Origin of the sequence: Cognatundibacterium crateris, from assembly GCF_010078235.1 — a bacterium.
In the GTDB taxonomy this organism is placed as follows: Bacteria; Pseudomonadota; Gammaproteobacteria; order Burkholderiales; family Burkholderiaceae_D; genus Undibacterium; species Undibacterium crateris.
This window is the reverse complement of sequence record NZ_JAABOS010000003.1, coordinates 461608-477750: the sequence shown is the minus strand read 5'-3', so window position 1 is coordinate 477750 and position 16143 is coordinate 461608. Positions and strand designations below refer to the sequence as shown.

At 54.5% G+C, this 16143-nt stretch carries 15 protein-coding genes; 8 read left to right on the top strand and 7 right to left on the bottom strand.

Translation table 11 applies throughout. From position 1 onward, the window contains the following. Positions 1 to 179: 179 nt before the first annotated feature. Positions 180 to 1997, bottom strand: a complete 1818-nt coding sequence (glmS, locus tag EYB48_RS08120) for a glutamine--fructose-6-phosphate transaminase (isomerizing) (RefSeq protein ID WP_162019820.1) — start codon at positions 1995 to 1997, stop codon at positions 180 to 182. A 160-nt stretch (positions 1998 to 2157) separates the two neighbouring features. Here glmS and EYB48_RS08115 point away from each other — a divergent pair, with 160 nt between their 5' ends. After that, positions 2158 to 2622: an Lrp/AsnC family transcriptional regulator gene (locus EYB48_RS08115; protein ID WP_162019819.1), complete on the top strand. Its 465-nt coding sequence runs from the start codon at positions 2158 to 2160 to the stop codon at positions 2620 to 2622. Between the two features lie 17 nt (positions 2623 to 2639). Here EYB48_RS08115 and EYB48_RS08110 read toward each other — a convergent pair whose 3' ends face one another. Both EYB48_RS08110 and EYB48_RS08105 read right to left on the bottom strand, forming a co-directional pair. Further along, positions 2640 to 3470: a transporter substrate-binding domain-containing protein gene (locus EYB48_RS08110; RefSeq protein WP_162019818.1), complete on the bottom strand. Its 831-nt coding sequence runs from the start codon at positions 3468 to 3470 to the stop codon at positions 2640 to 2642. 52 nt (positions 3471 to 3522) lie between these two features. Beyond that, entirely contained in the window at positions 3523 to 4341 is an 819-nt protein-coding gene (locus tag EYB48_RS08105) for a substrate-binding periplasmic protein (RefSeq protein ID WP_162019817.1), read from the bottom strand. Between the two features lie 486 nt (positions 4342 to 4827). Here EYB48_RS08105 and EYB48_RS08100 point away from each other — a divergent pair, with 486 nt between their 5' ends. Beyond that, positions 4828 to 5649: an SDR family oxidoreductase gene (locus EYB48_RS08100; protein WP_162019816.1), complete on the top strand. Its 822-nt coding sequence runs from the start codon at positions 4828 to 4830 to the stop codon at positions 5647 to 5649. Positions 5650 to 5723: 74 nt separating this feature from the next. Here the strand turns inward: EYB48_RS08100 and EYB48_RS08095 are convergent, their stop codons facing one another. The 4 genes from EYB48_RS08095 to glmU form a co-directional block, all read right to left on the bottom strand. Continuing rightward, positions 5724 to 6779, bottom strand: coding sequence for a porin (locus tag EYB48_RS08095; RefSeq protein ID WP_202927734.1), 1056 nt, complete (start codon positions 6777 to 6779; stop codon positions 5724 to 5726). 170 nt (positions 6780 to 6949) lie between these two features. Further along, positions 6950 to 7273: an AzlD domain-containing protein gene (locus tag EYB48_RS08090; RefSeq protein WP_162019814.1), complete on the bottom strand. Its 324-nt coding sequence runs from the start codon at positions 7271 to 7273 to the stop codon at positions 6950 to 6952. After that, positions 7270 to 8004 carry an AzlC family ABC transporter permease gene (locus tag EYB48_RS08085; protein WP_162019813.1) on the bottom strand — a complete coding sequence of 245 codons (735 nt, stop codon included), beginning with the start codon at positions 8002 to 8004 and terminating at the stop codon, positions 7270 to 7272. Before EYB48_RS08085 ends, EYB48_RS08090 begins: the two co-directional genes overlap by 4 nt. 273 nt (positions 8005 to 8277) lie before the next feature. After that, positions 8278 to 9636: a bifunctional UDP-N-acetylglucosamine diphosphorylase/glucosamine-1-phosphate N-acetyltransferase GlmU gene (gene glmU, locus EYB48_RS08080; RefSeq protein WP_162019812.1), complete on the bottom strand. Its 1359-nt coding sequence runs from the start codon at positions 9634 to 9636 to the stop codon at positions 8278 to 8280. Positions 9637 to 9930: 294 nt separating this feature from the next. On the opposite strand from glmU, the gene EYB48_RS08075 reads away from it, so the two are divergent. The 6 genes from EYB48_RS08075 (at position 9931) to EYB48_RS08050 (ending at position 16102) form a co-directional block, all read left to right on the top strand. Then, positions 9931 to 10560, top strand: coding sequence for a PepSY-associated TM helix domain-containing protein (locus tag EYB48_RS08075; protein WP_162019811.1), 630 nt, complete (start codon positions 9931 to 9933; stop codon positions 10558 to 10560). A gap of 137 nt (positions 10561 to 10697) precedes the next feature. Then, positions 10698 to 11252, top strand: coding sequence for a DUF2271 domain-containing protein (locus EYB48_RS08070; protein WP_162019810.1), 555 nt, complete (start codon positions 10698 to 10700; stop codon positions 11250 to 11252). Between the two features lie 11 nt (positions 11253 to 11263). Then, entirely contained in the window at positions 11264 to 12073 is an 810-nt protein-coding gene (locus tag EYB48_RS08065; RefSeq protein WP_162019809.1) for a DUF4198 domain-containing protein, read from the top strand. A gap of 10 nt (positions 12074 to 12083) precedes the next feature. Beyond that, a complete protein-coding gene (locus EYB48_RS08060) occupies positions 12084 to 13118 on the top strand; it encodes an FAD:protein FMN transferase (protein ID WP_162019808.1) in 1035 nt (344 codons plus the stop codon). After that, on the top strand, positions 13118 to 14575 hold the full coding sequence (locus EYB48_RS08055) for a sulfite reductase subunit alpha (protein ID WP_162019807.1): 1458 nt from the start codon (positions 13118 to 13120) through the stop codon (positions 14573 to 14575). Before EYB48_RS08060 ends, EYB48_RS08055 begins: the two co-directional genes overlap by 1 nt. Before the next feature lie 93 nt (positions 14576 to 14668). After that, positions 14669 to 16102, top strand: a complete 1434-nt coding sequence (locus EYB48_RS08050) for a tetratricopeptide repeat protein (RefSeq protein ID WP_162019806.1) — start codon at positions 14669 to 14671, stop codon at positions 16100 to 16102. The last annotated feature ends 41 nt before the right edge of the window (positions 16103 to 16143 follow it).

The window sequence follows — 16143 nt, the reverse complement described above, 5'->3', positions numbered from 1 at the left end:
TACGTGGATCCGCAAATGGCCCTATTGGAACAGAAAGTTGTTTCCGAGAGTCCAGACTATTTTCTCAGCAGGAATTTACGAATTTAATGTCCATTCCTGCTGAGAAATTTACGACTTTAATGTCAACAAACACAGCCCGACCAACTTTATTTGCTCTAGTTACAAATTGTCGGGAACAATCACTCCACCGTCACACTCTTCGCCAGATTACGTGGCTTGTCGACGTCGGTGCCGCGGGCCAGGGCGGTGTGGTAGGCGAGTAATTGCAGTGGTACGACGTGCAGGATGGCGGACAGCTGGCCATAGTGTTCTGGCAGGCGGATGACGTGTACGCCTTCGCTGGAGGTGATGTGGGAATCGGCATCGGCGAATACAAACAATTCACCGCCACGTGCGCGGACTTCCTGCAGATTGGATTTGAGTTTTTCAATCAGCGCATCATTCGGTGCCACGGTCACGACTGGCATTTCTTTGGTGACCAGGGCCAACGGGCCATGTTTCAATTCACCGGCCGGATAGGCTTCAGCGTGGATGTAAGAAATTTCTTTGAGCTTGAGCGCGCCTTCGAGTGCGATTGGATAATGCAGGCCACGGCCCAGGAATAAGGCGTTTTCTTTAGCGGCAAATTGCTCAGCCCAGGAAATGATTTGCGGCTCCAGCGCCAGCACGGCGCTGACTGCGGATGGCAAATGGCGCAACGCCTTGATATGCGCGGCTTCATCTTCAGCAGTCAGACGGCCTTTGGACTGCGCCAGGGTCAGCGTCAGCAGGAACAAGGCAACCAGCTGGGTAGTGAAGGCCTTGGTCGATGCGACCCCGACTTCGACACCGGCGTGCGTGATGTAGGACAGTACGCATTCACGCACCATGGCGCTGGTGGAGACATTGCAGATGGTCAGTGTGTGTTCCATGCCCAGGCTGCGTGCATGTTTGAGCGCGGCGATGGTGTCAGCGGTTTCGCCACTTTGGGAAATGGTGACGACCAGGGTGTTAGGGTTAGGCACGCTGTCGCGGTAGCGGTATTCACTGGCGATCTCGACGCTGACCGGAATTTTAGCGATGGATTCCAGCCAGTATTTCGCGGTGGAACCTGCATAGTAGCTGGTGCCACAAGCCAGGATCAACACGGAGTCTATCTTTTTGAAAACTTCAAATGCCTTGTCACCAAACAGTTCAGGCATGATGTTGGTCAGGCCTTCCAGCGTATCGCTGATGGCGCGTGGCTGTTCGAAAATTTCTTTCTGCATGTAGTGGCGATACGGGCCCAGTTCGGCCGCGCCGCTGTGTGCGTGTACGGTGCGCACTTCACGTTGCACGTCTTTGCCTTCGATATCCACGATCCAGTAACGCTGCAATTGCAGGTCAACGACGTCGCCCTCTTCCAGATAGATAATCTGATCAGTTACACCGGCCAGTGCCATCGCGTCAGAGGCGAGGAAATTTTCACCTTCGCCAACACCAACGATCAGCGGTGAGCCATGACGGGCACCGACCACGCGGTGTGGTTCATCGCGGCAGAATACGCCTATCGCATAAGCACCCACCAGGCGTTTGACGGCTAACTTCACGGTTTCAAACAGGTCGCCCTGATACAGATGATCGACCAGATGCGCGATCACTTCGGTATCGGTCTGGCTTTCAAACACATAGCCGAGTGCGCTCAGTTCGGCGCGCAGTTCTTCGTGGTTTTCGATAATGCCGTTGTGAACCAGTGCGATACGTTCGCGCGAAAAATGCGGATGGGCATTCGCGGAAGATGGCACGCCATGCGTGGCCCAGCGGGTGTGGGCGATGCCGGTAAAGCCAGCCAGACCAGTCTGATCCACCTGCGCCTGCAATTCAGCAACGCGTGAAGTGCTGCGCGAACGCTGCAGTTCACCGTTGACATGCAAGGCCACACCGCAGGAATCGTAACCGCGGTATTCCAGACGCTTCAAACCTTCCAGCAATACTGGAGTGATATTACGTTGAGCAACTGCACCGACGATACCGCACATAATGGCCTCACAAAGAAAAATTAAGATGTTGCCATGCTAATCGAGAGTGCATGAATTTATATTTCAAAATTTACTCATCTTTGAAATATAATGAAATCGTCAAACATATATCACTATAAATTTCAATATATAAGTATTTTTGGAAGGATATTTCATCACTATGGATGCACTGGATGACTTAGACAAAAGAATTTTGTCGCAATTACAACAAGATGCAAGCCTGACCAATCACGAGCTGGCGGCCAGGGTGCATGCCTCGCCGCCTACCTGTCTGCGCCGGGTCAGAAAACTGACGGAAGATGGGGTGATTGCGCGCCAGGTGGCTTTACTGAATCCGGAGCGGCTGGCGAGTCAGCTGACTGCCATCGTCGAAATCACGCTGGATCGCCAGAACAGCGAAGAGATGCTGAAGTTCGAACAGTTGATGGCGGGCGAGACCGCGGTACAGCAGTGTTACCGGGTATCCCCCGGGCCGGATTTTGTGCTGATTATGTTGGTGGCTGATATGCCGGCTTATCACGCGCTGGCACATCGCCTGTTTGCCACGCAGAGCAATATCCGCAATGTACGCAGCTTCTTCTCTATACACCGCAGTAAGTTCGATACGCGGATCGTGCTGGATTGAGGCGCGCTGGCCAGCTGCTATTTCAGTGGCCGCATGCTGTCGGCAATTACTTCTTTACGGTAGTAGCGCTGCAGACCTTTCCAGACCAGTTGCTGTTGCCGGACCTGTTCGAACACGCGGCTCAGGGTATGTACATCCTCCTGCGACAGCGTTTTATTTGAGAGATAGACGCCATTTTCGCTCCAGGGTAATTCAGGCACGGCTTCAAAATTCAATTTATCGTGCAAGTCGTTCAGCCTCATATCGGCTTCGATGGCACCCGCGATCACAGAAGGCTCCAGCACGGTGTAACGCGCTGCACCAGACTTTAAAGTACGCGCGACAGAAAACACATCGGCTTCAAACATCAGTTGCCCCTCAGCCTGCAGCCTGCGTACAAAGGTCTGATAGGCGGGACCATAGTCAAAACCTCTGACTAACACCACCTTGGCTTCTTTCATCAAAAATAAATCGGACAAGCGATTGATCGCAGCACCGCTATCTTTGAGCGAGATCAGCATAGGGCGATTCTGTATCAATGGAATGAAAGTGCCGGACTGGTCACGCTTTTGGGTGCGTACGGCGGGGATCAGCAAATCAGACTGGCCCGCTTCAAACAAGGCTTCCTGACGTGCACGTGGCACGATACTTAAATCAAACTGGCACGTCTTTTTCAGGGATATCTGGTTCAGCATTTCAGGATAAACACCGCTGATCAAATCCCCGTTGGCGACAACACTTAAGCCTGTTGCAGCCATCGGCACTTGCATACTGCGACTGCACTCTGCCGCCATGATGCCGGACGCATAGAACAGGCAACTCAAGGCCGTACTGTACAGTGCCACTCTGACTAAATAAAACACGAACAAATCTTTCTCCTGACACGCACTTCACCGCATTGCTGACGGTGGCACACTGGGCTTAGCGCGGCCTGCTCCCCTCTTTCAGCACTTCAGTTTTGTAATAACGTTGAAAACCTTTCCATACCATACCGGATTTTGCAGCGTTTTCAAACAAGCTTTGCAGTGTTGCCCTGTCTTCAGGCGTCAAGGACTTCTTCGACAAGTAGACGCCACTATCGGCCCAGCCAATTTCAGCGACGGGTTCATAGCGCAATTTATCCAGAATATCATCCACCCGCTTATCGATCTGGACTGCACCGGTAAAAATATACGGCGCCATCAGTGTGATATCTGCCGCGCCTGCACGCATAGTGCGCGCCACCGAAACCGGGTCAGACTCCACAATCAGGCGTCCGGCTTTTTGCATATCCTGTAGCACCTGCTGATAAGCGTCGCCGTAATCATAGCCGCGCACTACCGCCAGTTTCAGCTGTTTTTGCTCCAGTAACTCTTGCAAGCTGGTGATGGGAGGGCGATTCGGATTGATAGAAATCAGGGTAGCTCTGGTATAGACCAAAGGAACAAATATGCCGAATTCATCACGGCGACTGGTACGGATAGCAGGAATCAGCAAGTCAGCCTGACCATTTTCAAATAAGAGCTCCATGCGCGCCCTGGGTACAATGCGCATCTCGAACTGACAACCATCTTTGCCCGCCATTCCCTCCAAAATTTCAGGGTAAATACCGTTAATCACGGCGCCATTACTAATCACGCTTAAACCGGTCGGCGCCAAAGACACTTGAATTTTTTTGATGCAGCCTGCAAAAGCCTCGCCATACCAACAAGCGGAGCACAGGATCAAGGGGAGCATGAAAAATAAGTGCCGTTTCAGCATGATGCAGACTCCGTTCAAACGAGATGGCTTGCCAGATCAGGGCCTGTGAGCATTTAACTGTGCGCGCAATGTAAATGTGAACAAGCACTATTGCCTTCCAGAATAACACTGAAGAAAAAAAATGGTAAGACCAGAGCCTGTTAACATTTACATTGCGAGATGCGTAATTTAAATATTAACCGACCCAAATCCTGACTAACTTCCCTGCACACAACAAACCGTGCCATACAAGTTACGACACATGCTGCAACTCCTGTGAAATTACAACATTTAACATTAATCAACGAAATTCCATGAAGTGAAAAACACGATTACTAAAAGCCACTATTCATTAAATGTTATATTTAACTCATCTTTGCTACCCGCATCCAGTGACTGAATTTCGATGTCGGTCCACGAAAAAAAACGATGGGCAAAGCGTCGTTACCCTGAGCTGAGGATACTCCTTTGGCCTTTCGGTAATCACATAGATGAAGGCGATCAATCATGAGTACTCAACAGCATTTGGTGGTGGTGATCACCGGTGCCTCCGATGGAATCGGTGCAGAAATGGCAAAGCAGCTGGCGGCTAAGCATCAGCTTGGACTAGCCCTGGTACTTGCTGCCAGAAACGAAGCCGGCTTACGCGCAGTCGCTGATGTGTGCAAACGCTTTGGCAGTGTCTGCCTGCTGGTTAAGACGGATGTCAGTGTGGAATCCGATTGTCGTCGCCTGATACGCGAGACAGTAGAAAATTTTGGCTGCATCGATATCCTGATTAACAACGCAGGTAAATCAGCACAGGCATTGTTTTCTGAAGTCGATAATCTGGGCTGGTATCAGGAATTGATGCGGGTGAATTTCTGGGGCAGCGTCTGGTGTACCCATGCAGCCTTGCCCTACCTGAAAGAATCGAAAGGAAAAATCGTCGCGGTGTCTTCGCTCGCTGGCCTGGTCGGCGTTCCGGGACGCACCGCCTACAGCGCGAGTAAATTTGCCATGAACGGTTTTTTTGAAAGCCTGCGCACTGAAGTGAAGGAAGCTGGCGTACAGATCACGCTGGCCTACCCCGGTGTAGTCGCCACCCGGATTCGCTATAACGGCTACAACGCAGCCGGTGTAGCGGCGGGCAGCAGCGGCCTGAAAGAAGAGCAGGCCATGCCGGTTGAAGAATGCGCCTATCAAATCATACAGGCGATGGAACAGAATCAGCGTGAAGTGGTGATGACCGCCAAAGGCAAGCTGGGACGCTGGTTACGCCTGATCGCACCTGGTCTGGTCGATAAAATCGCGATGGCAGCACTGAAAAAAGAAGTCCGTCCGCAATAAAAAAATGCCGGGTTAAACTGCACCCGGCATTGCTGGTCACGCTATTCCGCGCCACCTGCTGATATTCGCCATGATCAGAAACGGTGCTGGATACCTACCGTACCTGAAGACTGTGAATTAGCAAAACCTGCGTCATCACGCGACACACCGGTCAGCTGACCATTCTTGGCTTTGGCGTAGCCAGCGGCCACATACAGATCGGTACGCTTGGAAAATGCATACTTCACACGCACAGACAGCAAACTCGGATCGGCATCCTTACCTGCCGCCACGTTCTTGATGTTCTGGGTGTAGTAAGCACCAGTCAGATTCCAGTTCGGAGCAAAACCATAGCTGACACCCAGCCACAGCATATCGGACTGCTGTTCTGCAGCGCCGCTGGCCAGGGATTTTTTATAGTTGCGGTAGCCGACGAAGGTTTTCACTTCACCCACAGAATACGTACCAGCCAGTTGAAATGCTTTCGACTGGTCGTACTGGCCATTGGCTGCCAGTGCTGCATTATTCTGCTCATACGTACCTACCACGGCCCACGGGCCATCAAAGGCGCTGGCACCCAATACATACTTGGAACCGGCGCTGGTATTACCGGCAGTTTCACCGAATGCATAGGTGGCGCCGAGCTTATAGCCCTGACCGTCATACTGATACTTGAGCAAATTGGATGCGGTGGTCAGCAAGCCATCTTTACGGCCGCCCGTCGCACCGGCGGAAGTCGCCCAGGAGTATTGCGGCGCATAGCCCATAGGGTCGAAAGGCAGGATGAAATCGTAGCTGGTGCTGTACGAGCGGCCACCAACGATACGGCCAAAATCGCCCTGCAAGCCAACGTTAGCCTGACGTCCGAACAGATCGCCATCGGAAGCGCCGGTATCGAGAATTACACCGCCTTCAAGCTGGAATACGGCTTTGAGGCCATTGCCCAGATCTTCAGTACCACGGAAGCCAAAGCGCGAGGTATTCATACCGCCGCTGTTAACTTTGAACTGCTTGCCGCCATTTGCGTCGCCCGCATTGTTGTAAGATACATTGGCGTCGATCAGGCCGTAAATACTGACATTGGTTTGCGCCTGCGCCTGGCCTGCGGCCGCAAGACATAACAGCGCGGAGGCGCTGAGACATTTTTTCATCATGGATCTCCTGGTCATTATGATTCTGAGGTGACATGGTTGCCATATCACCGCTCCCATGCTACGGACAGCAAGCTTTCAATTGCCTTTCTAGCGACATCTGTAAGCCTTAAAACCCGCTCCTATGCTAACTCTGTGGTAAGCCAGCCTCAGTGCAGCTGGTGGCGGGCTCAATGCAGGAAGAAATACTGCAGCATGAAAAAAGCAATCAGCCCACTGGCGATGGTCAACAATTGTCTGCCACTTAACAAACTGACTGCCACTGCAACCAGACTAGCCAATAACTGTGGATTTTCCAGATGAATTTCCAAACCGTTGCCGTGAGGCGACAAAATCATAGGCACAATAATCGCAGTGAGCACAGTCACCGGCACAAAAGCCAGCGCGCGGCTCAGCCACAGTGGAAAGGCAATCCTGTCGCCCAACACAAAAAACACCGCTTTCACAAACAGCGTGACCAGCGCCATACCGATCACCATCCAGGTGTAATTCATGCTGCCTCTCCCTGTGCCGTGGCAGCACGGCTGGCCAGCATACCGACACAAACGCCGGATACTACCGCGATCAGCAAGCCGGATTTATACGGTAAATGCTGTAGCAGATAGGACAGGCTGCCAGCCGCCAGTGCGGCTGCCAGATAGGGAAAACGGCGCACTTGCGGCACGATGATCGCAATAAAGGTCGCTACCATAGCGAAGTCCAGGCCCCAGTTTTGCATTTGCGGGAACACACTGCCAAAGCCTAAGCCCACCAGCGTCCACAATTGCCAGTTCAGATACATCGCCAGTCCCGAACCCAGAAAATACCAATGCATATCACGCAGACTGGATGCTGATGTCTGTCCGGCAGACTGCTGCAAACGCGCCGATACCACGGCAAACGTTTCATCGGTGAGTAAAGCGCCTAGCAGCAAGCGCCAGCGCAGAGGCAGATGCGCAACCAGCGGCAATAAGCTGGCGGCATACAGCATATGACGCAGATTGACAAAAAACGTGGTCAGCCAGATCAGCAGCATACTGGTATGCCCAGCCACCAGACCGATCGCAATAAACTGGCTGGAACCCGCATACACCAGCAGCGACATCAGTTGCCCCTGCCACGGGGCCATCGCACTGGCGGCGGCCAGCGTGCCAAAAATCACGCCGAACGGCATCGCGCCGACCAGCATAGGCAAAGTGTCACGCGCACCTTGCAGACAAAGTTGGGTAGGGGTAGTCACTGACATGCATCTTCTCCGGAATCGTGCAGTATAAATGCAGCCGGGTACTGAAGCGGCGCCGATGCAGATTTTTCATCTGTGTAAAAAAGCGCTCAGCAAGCGCTTAAGCCGGATCAGGGAGCCTGTTTCGAGGTGCAGAAACAGATGCGCGGCATTCCCGCCTGCGCAGGGATGAGGCCATATTGCACAGCAGGTGGCCGAATAGCATGATCATCGCTGCAGATGCCAGCAAGGTGTTGGCATCTGCAGGCGCAAGACCGCGTCGTACTCGCGCGGTGCTTATTTCTTGATTTTGACCGGACGCTGCCAGTTCTCGATAGTCAGCTGACGGGCACGGGATACGGTCAGCTTCCCGGCTGGCGCATCTTTGGTCAGCGTCGTGCCAGCACCCAGCGTAGCGCCTTTGCCAACACGGACTGGCGCCACCAGCTGAGTGTCGCTGCCGATAAACGCATCATCTTCTATCGTCGTACGGAATTTATTCGCACCATCGTAATTGCAGGTGATGGTACCGGCACCGATATTGACGCGGCTGCCCACATCGGCATCGCCCACATAGGCCAGATGATTCGCCTTGGAATGGGCAGCGATCTGGCTGTTTTTGACTTCCACGAAGTTACCGATATGCACATCCTCACCCAGCTCGGTACCAGGGCGCAGACGCGCATAAGGACCGATCTGCGATGCAGCGCCGACCTTGGCTTCTTCAATATGGCAAAACGGTTTGATCTGGGTCGCTGCCGCGATGCGCGCATTGCGGATCACGCTGTATGCACCGACCGATACGCCATCTTCCAGATGGACTTCACCTTCAAAGATACAGCCAACATCGATACTCACATCGCGTCCGCAAGTCAGCGTACCGCGCACATCGATACGGGCCGGATCGAGCAGGGTCACACCCTGTTCCAGCAGTTTTCTGGCAACGCGTGCCTGATGGCTGCGTTCCAGTTCAGCCAGTTGTACCTTGCTGTTGACGCCATAAGTTTCCACCACATCGTCGGGCTGTGCCGACACAACTTCAACGCCATCCGCTACGGCACGCGCCACGATGTCGGTCAGATAGTATTCGCCCTGCGCATTGTTATTCGACAGCGTAGTCAGCCATACACGTAATTGTGGGGTAGGCACGATCATGATGCCGGTATTAATTTCACTAAGCGCCAGCTCTGCGGCGGTCGCATCTTTTTGTTCAACGATGCGCACAATCTTGCCATCTTCACGAATGATACGGCCCAGACCAGTCGGGTCTGCCATCACTGCGGTCAAAATCGCCAGCTTGTTATTACCCGCCACATCGATCAGGCGCTGCAGACTGGCTGCGGTGGTCAGCGGCACGTCGCCGTATAAAACCAGAGTAGGATGCGCATCATTCAGTACCGGTACTGCTTGCGCCACTGCGTGGCCTGTACCCAGTTGTGGCTCCTGTTTGGCAAACTTCAGATCCGGTGCAGCAACCGCAACCGGCACCTGCTCGCCACCATGACCGTAAATCACGCAAATGGAAGCAGGATTGAGGCTGCGTGCGGTGTCAATCACGTGTTGCAGCAAGGGCTTACCAGCGACCGAATGTAAAACTTTTGGTAAAGCAGATTGCATGCGTTTGCCCATGCCGGCGGCGAGTATCACAACATTCATAGTTGATTGAACTGGTGAATAAAAGAAGAGGCGCGATTTTACCATGCAAGGATTTACCTGCCGGGCAAAATAGCAGGTAAGGCAACAGTTCAATCTGAGACCGGAGCCAGCCTGGGATGTGTACTTTTTGCTTATGAGTGCGCGTTACGGGGGCAAGGGTCTTGGGTCTGACTGATTACAAAATTCAAACAATTTGATTCCCAGCAAATCAGCTTTTTCATTTATTGTGAGAAATTAGAAAAACTCAATGTATAATTGAGAATCATTATCATTTAAGATTTCAGGAAGTATTCAGTGCCGAATTCCAGCTCATCCCATCAACAACGCGCATTTTGGCTGCGTCACCTGCATCAATGGCACTGGATCAGCTCTGCAATTTGCCTGGTCGCGATGATCTTGTTTGCTGCCACGGGCATCACCCTGAATCATTCCGCGCAGATTGAAGCGCATCCGGTAGTGACCCAGTTATCAGCCAGCTTACCTGCAGCCTTACGCGCTGAATTACACAGCCTGAGCAACGAAGAACCTGCGACCTTGCCTGCCGCTGTGACGCAATGGCTGGATCAGGAATTCCATAGCCACAGCGCGCGCGCCATTCCCGAATGGTCACCGGAAGAATTGTATCTGCCGCTGCCGCGCCCTGGTGGCGATGCCTGGCTGCGCATCGATCTGGACAGTGGTGCGGTCGAATATGAACTGACTGATCGTGGCTGGGTCTCATACCTGAACGACTTACACAAAGGTCGCAATACCGGCAGCGCCTGGAGCTGGTTTATCGATTTGTTTGCTGCGGCCTGTCTGATTTTTTGTATTACCGGTTTATTTTTGTTGAAAATGCATGCAGCCAACCGGCGCGGCACCTGGCCTTATGTGGCACTGGGTCTGGTCACGCCTTTACTGCTTGCAGTTATTTTTATCCATTAGACTGGCAGCTTGATCGCTCAACGGCAGTCTGCGTTTAACGATCAAGCTGAGCCGCACCCTGACATTGCCAGGCATGAGTCCACCCCAGCCGTGATGGTGCAGCAGTCTTGTTATTGACTTGTTTATCAAGGTTAACTATGCGTTCTCTCTCTCCTGCTACGCTGCAGAATTTGCGTCCGAATTTACGTCCATTTGCGATCACCGCCCTGCTTGGCAGCCAGGCCTTAGTCGCCCAGGCGGCTGACCTGAACGTCAAGGTCGAAGTACCGAAACTGAATGTGGCGGAATACCACAAACCCTATGTCGCGATCTGGATAGAAAAACCAGATCAGACTTTCGCTGGCAATCTGGCGGTCTGGTATGACCTGAAAAAACGCAATAACGAAGGCACGAAATGGCTCAAGGATATGCGTCAGTGGTGGCGTCGCAGCGGACGCGAACTGGACATGCCGGTTGATGGCCTGAGCGGTGCGACCCGCACCACCGGCGAACACAGCCTGAGCTTTGCCGGCGACAAAGGCGCGCTGGCTAAGTTACCTGCCGGTGACTACAACCTGCTGGTGGAAGCCGCGCGTGAAGGCGGTGGCCGTGAAGTGGTGAAAGTACCGTTCCAGTGGCAAGGCAAAGAAGTCAATTTCAAAGCGCAGGGCAACCATGAACTGGGCGCCATCAGCATTAACATCAAATCCTGAGGAGCAGCAGCATGATCACCTTACGTCAATTGAGTGCCTTCACGCTGCTGGCCTGCGCCAGCCTGTCGGCTCAGGCGCACCGTACTTTCCTGGTACCGACTTCCACCGTGGTTTCCGGTAATGCCCCCTGGGTCAGCTTCGATGCCGCAGCTGCGACCAATGTATTTGAATTTGATCACGTCGCACTGAAACTCGATAACCTGCAAATCACTGCTCCGGATGGCAGCAAACTGACACCGGAAAACAGCTATAGCGGCCGTTTCCGCAGCAGCTTTGATGTGCAGCTCAAACAGACTGGTACCTATAAAATCGGGACCTACAGCGATGGACTGGTCGCCTCCTACAAAGAAAACGGTCAGCCTAAACGCTGGCGCGGCAACGCCGAGACCTTTGCCAAGGAAATCCCGGCCGGTGTGACTGATTTGCAAGTGACCCAGCGTAGCGGTCGTGTCGAAACCATCGTTACCTACGGCAAACCAGGCGGTAAAGCACTGGAAATTTCCGGCAAAGGTCTGGAGCTCAGCGCCGTGACGCACCCGAATGATCTGGTGTTTGGTGAAAACGCGACCTTCCGCTTACTGCTGGATGGTAAACCTGCTGCCAATGTGAGTGTGGAAGTGATACCCGGCGGTGCGCGTTACCGTCAAAAGCTGAATGACAAAACCTATGTCACCGATGCCAATGGCCAGTTCAGTGTGAGCTGGACTCAGCCTGGCCTGCAATGGCTGGAAGCGGAAGTGAAAGACGACAAAGCGACGGTAGCACCGGCCAAGAGCCGTGTCTCCAGCTATGTGGTGACACTGGAAGTCTTGCCTCAATAAACAGCAGCGCATGAGACTAGTGTTCATCCCTCTGGATGCGCCGGAACCACCGGCGCTGCCTGCACAACTGCGCCTGTTGCAGCTTTCAGGCAGCAGCATGGGTTGCAACTGGCAGGTACAGTTTTACCTGCCTGCCAGCCTGCCACAGCAACAGGTGGCGTTCTGGCAGAACGGGATACAGCAGGAACTCGATCTGGTGGTGCAGCAAATGAGCCACTGGGAAGCCGGGTCTGATTTATCACGCTTCAACCAGGCCGCGGCTGGCAGCGTGTGCACGCTGGCTCCGGAGTTTTGTACTGTGATGGATTACGCCATTTATCTGGCACGGCAAACCGAAGGCGCGTATGACCCCGCCGCAGGCAAGCTGGTCAATCTGTGGGGCTTCGGCCCGGCAGAAAATCGTCATCAGCCTGCGCGCCGCCCGTCTGAAGCAGACATCGCAGGGGTGCTGGCACAGCCTGGCTGGCGCGACCTGCAACTGAACCGGCTACAGCGCGAACTGCTGCAACCCGGCGGCCTGAGTCTGGATTTGTCATCGATTGCGAAAGGCTATGCAGTCGATCAGGTGGCTGGATTTCTGGAGCGGCATGCTATCCCCAGCTATCTGGTGGAAGTGGGCGGCGAACTGCGCGGCTTTGGCATCAAGCCGGATCAGATGCCATGGTGGGTGCGCATAGAAACACCACCCGCCAGTGCAGCAAAGTCAGCACCGCCAGACTGGAACGGCCTGGTCGCGCTGCATGGTTTAGCGGTCGCGACCTCAGGCAACTACCGCCAGTTTTTTGAGCAGGATGGACGCCAGTATTCGCATACCCTGGACCCGCGCAGCGGTTATCCGGTCGATAACAGTCTGGTCTCGGTCACCGTTTTACACAAGGAATGCATGATCGCCGATGCGCTGGCTACCGCCTTCACCGTGATGGGTGAGCAGGCTGCGCTGGACTATGCGAACAGCCATCAAATTGCCTGTTGCCTCATGAGCCAGTCCGCAAGCGGGCTGCAAGTAAGCCTCAGTCGCACCATGCAGGCCATGCTGGATACATAATGAAATTTCCTAAGCAATTCCTCAGTGCCGGACGCCTCAGTCTGGCCAGCGGCGTGGCCGGTGCGCTGGCACTGAGCCAGGCTGCGCCACGTCCACTCAGTGTGGCACTGATCGCCGGCAGCTATCTGAGTCTGTGCTGGGCCAGCTGGATCAGTCCCTGGCTGGCCGAACGACGTCAGCAACACAGCAGCGATGCCACGGACAATGAGGAAAGCATCCTGATCGGCTATGCGAGTCAGACCGGCTTTGCACTGAGTCTGGCACAGAAAACAGCAGAACATTTACAGCAAGCCGGACTGCCCAGCCAGATCCTGAGCCTGAACCAGCTGACCCCTGCGCTGTTACAGCAGACGCGGCGCCTGCTGCTGATCGTCAGTACCACAGGTGAAGGCGATGCGCCGGACAATGCCGATCAGTTTTGTCGCAAGCTGCTGCCGCAACAGCTGGACCTGCATCACTTACAAATTGGCCTGCTCGCGCTTGGCGATCGTCACTACAGCCAATACTGTGCATTTGGCCATCAGCTGGCGCACTGGTTTGCGCATCAGGGAGCAACGCCCTTATGCGACCTGATTGAAGTCGATAATGGCGATGAAGCCGCCTTGCGCCACTGGCAGCATTATCTGGGCAAACTCAGCGGCCACACCGAACTGGCCGACTGGAGCACACCTGATTACCAACAATGGACGCTGCAACAGCGTCTTTGTCTGAACCCGGACAGCCAGGGCAGTCCGGTGTTTCATCTGAGGCTCACGCCACCGGCTGGTGACACTGTCGGCTGGAAGGCTGGCGATATCGCTGAAATCGGCCCGCAGCCCGCACCGGGAATGGCGATCGACGGTGCAGACGGTACCCCTTTACCGCACCGTGAATATTCCATTTCCTCGCTGCCTGGCGATGGCGGACTGGAGCTGCTGGTCCGACAATTGCAAAAGGATGATGGCAGTCTGGGTCTGGGTTCCGGCTGGCTGACCGCCTATGCAGAGGTCGGGCAAGCCATACAGCTGCGCATACGCAGCAATCCGCAATTCCATACCCCAGGCGCAGAACGGCTGATCCTGATCGGCAATGGCACTGGCCTGGCGGGTTTGCGTGCGCATCTGAAACAACGCATCGCCAAAGGTCAGCAACAGAACTGGCTGATTTTTGGCGAACGTCAGCGCAGCAAGGATTTTTTCCACCAGTCCGAAATCCTCGACTGGCAGACACAGGGCTGGCTGCCGGAACTGGATCTGTGTTTTTCGCGCGATCAAGCCGAGCGCCGCTATGTACAACATGCCTTACGCGAGCGTGCTGCGTTGCTGGCAGACTGGGTTGCGCAAGGTGCTGCGATCCTGGTCTGTGGCAGCCTGCAGGGCATGGCGGGCGAAGTGCATCAGACTTTAGTCGATGTGCTGGGTGAGGAGCAGCTGGATCAGCTCAGCGATCAGGGCCGTTATCTGCGTGACGTGTACTAAGCTGTGCACTACTGCATGCAGCTTGCCAGTCGCTGAGCACGGCATTACCATGCCAGCATCCTGAACTACCCAGACGCTGTGCTGATCTTGCTCATGTGCGCCAAGCCCACCTACGAAATTGCCGCTTACCTGCGCGAAGGCCATGCCTGCATCGCTGACGGTGATCTGCTGACAGCACAGCTGGCCTTCCGTAAAGCACTCTCCTTACAAGCCGATAACGGCGAAGCCATGGCCAACCTGGCCTGGCTCGCCGAGCAACAGCAAGACTGGTCTGGCGCAGCCAACTACTATCAGCAAGCCCTTGCCTTATTGGCGCCGCATGCACAACTCAGTTTTCAGCTGGCGCATGTGCTGCTGCAACTGAAACGCTTTGAGGAAGCCGAGCTGCATCTGCTGCAGGGCTTACAGCGAGAGCCGACCTCCGCCGCTGGCTGGTCGCACTACGGCATGCTGCGCACGGTGCAATACCGCGAGGTGGAGGCAGAGGAAGCCTACCGTCATGCCATAGCGCTGGCACCGGACAATCTGGCACCGCGCTTCAATCTGAGTTATCTGCTGCTCAGACAAGGCCGCATGCAGGAAGGCTGGCAACACTGGGAAGCCCGCCCCTGGCAACAGCTGAGCCGCTATGTACACACAAAACGCCTGACTACCGGACAGTCACTGCGCGGATTACGCGTGCTGATTACACAGGAGGGCGGTGCCGGCGACCTGATCCAGTTTTGTCGCTATCTGCCACTGCTGCGCCAGGAAGGTGTCGCCAGACTGGGTCTGGTCTGTGATCGCACATTGACGCGTCTGATGCAGGGGTTGACTGAGCTGACTGAAACTGGCAATCCTGCCCATCCCGCCGCGCCGGACGTGTTGCTGGATTTTTCTGACACGATCAATGAAACAGACTGGGATGGCTGGCTGCCATTGATGAGCCTGCCCGGCCATGTTCAAACCCGCTTTGACAGCATCCCGGCTGGGACATCTTATTTATCGCTGACTGCGGCACTGAGCCAACATTGGCAACAGCTGTTCACGCAAGCTGCATCCAGACCCTTGCGCATCGGGCTGGCATGGCAGGGCAATCCGGCGTTTGAAAATGACGCAGACCGCTCGATCGCGGATATTCTTTGTCTGCTTCCCTTAGCTGAATTACCCGGTATAGACTGGATCTGTCTGCAAAAAACGCAGCACAGCGCACAGGATGGGGTAGCGGCATGGAATCGGGCTTATCCGCAGCGGCCTTTGCAGGACTACTCAGCGGAGTTGCATGACTTTGCCGATACCGCCGCCTTGATACAGCAACTGGATCTGGTGATCAGCGTCGATACCGCCGTCGCCCATCTGGCCGGTGCCTTAGGCAAGCCTTGCTGGCTGATGCTGCCTTGGTTTAAACCTGACTGGCGCTGGCTGAATCGTACCCAGAGCAGCCCGTGGTATCCGCAAACCCGCCTGTTTCGACAAACGGCAGCAGGGGACTGGGACAGTGTGGTGACAGCGATCAGCGCAGCCTTAGTCAACTTTCGCGGACTTTAGCGGACGACGGTCTGAGCGCTGGTGAGATGTAAGGTGATGAG

Excerpts from the sequence above, each read along its gene's own strand:
- glmS (WP_162019820.1), bottom strand. The coding sequence starts at position 1,997 with ATGTGCGGTATCGTCGGTGCAGTTGCTCAACGTAATATCACTCCAGTA.
- EYB48_RS08115 (WP_162019819.1), top strand. The coding sequence starts at position 2,158 with ATGGATGCACTGGATGACTTAGACAAAAGAATTTTGTCGCAATTACAA.
- EYB48_RS08105 (WP_162019817.1), bottom strand. The coding sequence starts at position 4,341 with ATGCTGAAACGGCACTTATTTTTCATGCTCCCCTTGATCCTGTGCTCC.
- EYB48_RS08100 (WP_162019816.1), top strand. The coding sequence starts at position 4,828 with ATGAGTACTCAACAGCATTTGGTGGTGGTGATCACCGGTGCCTCCGAT.
- EYB48_RS08095 (WP_202927734.1), bottom strand. The coding sequence starts at position 6,779 with ATGAAAAAATGTCTCAGCGCCTCCGCGCTGTTATGTCTTGCGGCCGCA.
- EYB48_RS08090 (WP_162019814.1), bottom strand. The coding sequence starts at position 7,273 with ATGAATTACACCTGGATGGTGATCGGTATGGCGCTGGTCACGCTGTTT.
- EYB48_RS08085 (WP_162019813.1), bottom strand. The coding sequence starts at position 8,004 with ATGTCAGTGACTACCCCTACCCAACTTTGTCTGCAAGGTGCGCGTGAC.
- glmU (WP_162019812.1), bottom strand. The coding sequence starts at position 9,636 with ATGAATGTTGTGATACTCGCCGCCGGCATGGGCAAACGCATGCAATCT.
- EYB48_RS08070 (WP_162019810.1), top strand. The coding sequence starts at position 10,698 with ATGCGTTCTCTCTCTCCTGCTACGCTGCAGAATTTGCGTCCGAATTTA.
- EYB48_RS08065 (WP_162019809.1), top strand. The coding sequence starts at position 11,264 with ATGATCACCTTACGTCAATTGAGTGCCTTCACGCTGCTGGCCTGCGCC.
- EYB48_RS08060 (WP_162019808.1), top strand. The coding sequence starts at position 12,084 with ATGAGACTAGTGTTCATCCCTCTGGATGCGCCGGAACCACCGGCGCTG.
- EYB48_RS08055 (WP_162019807.1), top strand. The coding sequence starts at position 13,118 with ATGAAATTTCCTAAGCAATTCCTCAGTGCCGGACGCCTCAGTCTGGCC.
- EYB48_RS08050 (WP_162019806.1), top strand. The coding sequence starts at position 14,669 with ATGTGCGCCAAGCCCACCTACGAAATTGCCGCTTACCTGCGCGAAGGC.